Origin of the sequence: Nostoc sp. JL23, from assembly GCF_017115065.1 — a bacterium.
Taxonomy (GTDB): domain Bacteria; phylum Cyanobacteriota; class Cyanobacteriia; order Cyanobacteriales; family Nostocaceae; genus Nostoc; species Nostoc punctiforme_A.
Window position 1 is genome coordinate 1 of record NZ_JABXKN010000062.1, and the last position, 2,523, is coordinate 2,523.

Sequence of the window (2,523 nt, forward strand, 5' to 3'; positions counted from 1 at the left end):
GGCTGCCGTCGGCAGCCCCTTCATCCCCCCTTTAAAATGATTATCATTACTGTTGGTGGAATAGTTTATTTTATGGAAGTCCCTTAATGCCTCAGCATTTGGGCATAAAGGAGTAATTAAAATGACAATTGCACGACAAAACACAGCAACATCCTTATCAATCACCATTCACGATTCTGAAAGCGCCGATATAGCTAACTTATGGAAGCTGGTGCGACTAGGCGCAAATGGCTTTTGGTGGCGTACTAGGGCATATACAACGATTCTGGGTGTTATGCTGCTAACCTTAGTAAGTCTGATTTTTCTAAGTATGCATTGGTTTTACCGCAGACTCTTCCCATTTATCAGCCATCAAGTTATTGGTAGCGGTCGTCAGATAAGCAATTAAAAATTAAAAACTAGATATGAACTTGCAAAGGGATAGGCGATCGTCTCAATCGCCTGATTTTGCTTCCTTTACATTACTTTAGAGACAGTCTCTAAAAACTCAGCTTAATTCTTCTAGTAGAGGAGAGAGCTAATTAAAAATGCATATACTGCAATTACCAAGCAATAGTTTGTATAAGCTCCTAGTTAAAGACCTACTAGGAGCTTTTTTTAATTGACTATCTAACCTCAAATGGGTCATATAGCAGTGGTCAGACAGCTTAGGACATGGCAAATCCTAAGAGAACGGCTACCTATCTATAGCCGACTTGTCCTAAGCAGGATGGTAGCCCAATATATTAAAAAATTTAGTAGCAATTAAACTATTCCTAATGGATACTCATAATTAATTCTGATGGTAGATTAAGTCAGAAATGAAGATAGTTAATATATATATGTAAGTCAAAAACGTTTACCAACTTAACAACAATGAATATTCTTGCTTGGATTGTTTTAGGTCTAATTGCTGGTGCGATCGCAAAAGCTATCTACCCTGGTCATCAAGGTGGCGGAATTCTAGGAACTATAGTGTTAGGAATTATCGGTGCTTTTGTTGGCGGTAGTTTAGGTGTATTTTTCAGTACGGGAACTTTATCTCTAGCAGCTCCTAGTCTCAGCATTCCAGGTATTGCGGTAGCAGTTCTTGGTGCAATTGTCGCAGTTTTCTTGTGGAACTTATTAACCAACCGCAGTGCTGTATAAAAAATTGCGGTGAATCAACGACAAAGATTTAGCAAATTCATTTAACTATTTTTAACTGTGAATTAAATTAAAAAAATAGCGCCAGGCTAATGATAGACTGGCGCTATTTTGTAATATGGCGGTTCTCAGTTGAGTCTTTAGCGATCGCCTACATATTTGATAATCTGTAGATAAAGTCGAGCTAAACTTAGCTTGTTAAATACAGCATTTTATTAATTTGCAGCGGATTAAATTTGACGATACCTTGCAATGCCAATGCATCCCGATGCATTATAAGAGTCATATTTGTGCAAGTTTAGTTTGATTTCAAAGCTACATGGTGATTTTGGTTACAAAAAATTTTGGTTTGGTACGTATTTACTACATAACCTCAAGTTTTGGAATAGGCTATACCTACGGTGAGCTACGCTAACGCACTTCATAAAGCGATCGCAATTTGAGGATATCTTGCCATTCGAGATCGGTGAATGGTTGGGTAAATAGTTCGATGCCAAAGTACTCTTTTGCCGTCTCTGTCAATGTATCCACAATCTTGACAATCCAATCAGCCTCTTCCTGTGTGTTGCAAAATGAGGTATTCCACGGAGCAGGTTGTTCAAAGATTTCCTCAAATAAACCTTTGTCTGTAGACAAAATCATCGAGCCGTGTTGAAGAATGGTATTTCTTCCCTTGCGTTGGGCACTACCAATAAACTTACTTCCATCGGCTGTAACCAAGTCAGCTGCTGTTGCTGTGTTGAAGCAACTGGGATTGTGAATGTAACCTCGTCCAGCAGAACCATAACTTAACTCAATACCCAAGGTTTGCCAGCCTTGGATTAAAAAGTTACAGATTTTTTCATAAGTACCCCAGCTTTTTCCAGTACTAGCTGAGGTAATCAGGGCATAAGTTAAGTTCCCCTGGTGAAGAACAGCTCTACCACCCGTTGGGCGACGAACTAGATCGACTGCCTTTCCCTGGTAAATCAGATTATGCCACTCGGCAGGCCATTGTTTTTGCAGATGTCCCAAGGAGAGAGCATAGGGACACAAAGTATAAAAACGCAAAGTAGGCGGATGCTGTCCCTTTTCACATTGCTTGAACAACCAAGCATCGATCGCCATTTGCACTGCTCCCGATGTCTGAAGCATTGGGATGAAACGCCAGGTGGATGGTGATTCCATTGCTAGTTGTTTTATCGGTTTTTTAGGAGAGGGATATTACTGGTAAGGGTTTGAGCAAGAATATGTAACTATGAACAAAGATAAACATATTTTTTCATAATTTTGATGAATAAAGGTAGTACCTGAAGATGATGAAACCCCCAACGAGTTACTACGATGCTGAGTTTGTACCGGGAGTGCGATTCGTTGATTAGTGAATCACGGTATCCAGTCCGTACATAACTAATCCAG

Annotated in this window: 3 protein-coding genes; 2 read left to right on the forward strand and 1 reads right to left on the reverse strand. The window is 39.8% G+C overall.

Translation table 11 applies throughout. From position 1 onward, the window contains the following. Positions 1–121 precede the first annotated feature (121 nt). On the forward strand, positions 122–388 hold the full coding sequence (locus tag HWQ42_RS12930; RefSeq protein ID WP_292812538.1) for a hypothetical protein: 267 nt from the start codon (positions 122–124) through the stop codon (positions 386–388). Between the two features lie 467 nt (positions 389–855). Next, positions 856–1,128, forward strand: a complete 273-nt coding sequence (locus HWQ42_RS12935) for a GlsB/YeaQ/YmgE family stress response membrane protein (RefSeq protein ID WP_094348080.1) — start codon at positions 856–858, stop codon at positions 1,126–1,128. A gap of 408 nt (positions 1,129–1,536) precedes the next feature. Here the strand turns inward: HWQ42_RS12935 and HWQ42_RS12940 are convergent, their stop codons facing one another. Next, positions 1,537–2,292 carry a biotin/lipoate A/B protein ligase family protein gene (locus HWQ42_RS12940; protein ID WP_292812541.1) on the reverse strand — a complete coding sequence of 252 codons (756 nt, stop codon included), beginning with the start codon at positions 2,290–2,292 and terminating at the stop codon, positions 1,537–1,539. Between the last annotated feature and the right edge of the window lie 231 nt (positions 2,293–2,523).

Excerpts from the sequence above, each read along its gene's own strand:
- HWQ42_RS12930 (WP_292812538.1), top strand. The coding sequence starts at position 122 with ATGACAATTGCACGACAAAACACAGCAACATCCTTATCAATCACCATT.
- HWQ42_RS12935 (WP_094348080.1), top strand. The coding sequence starts at position 856 with ATGAATATTCTTGCTTGGATTGTTTTAGGTCTAATTGCTGGTGCGATC.
- HWQ42_RS12940 (WP_292812541.1), bottom strand. The coding sequence starts at position 2,292 with ATGGAATCACCATCCACCTGGCGTTTCATCCCAATGCTTCAGACATCG.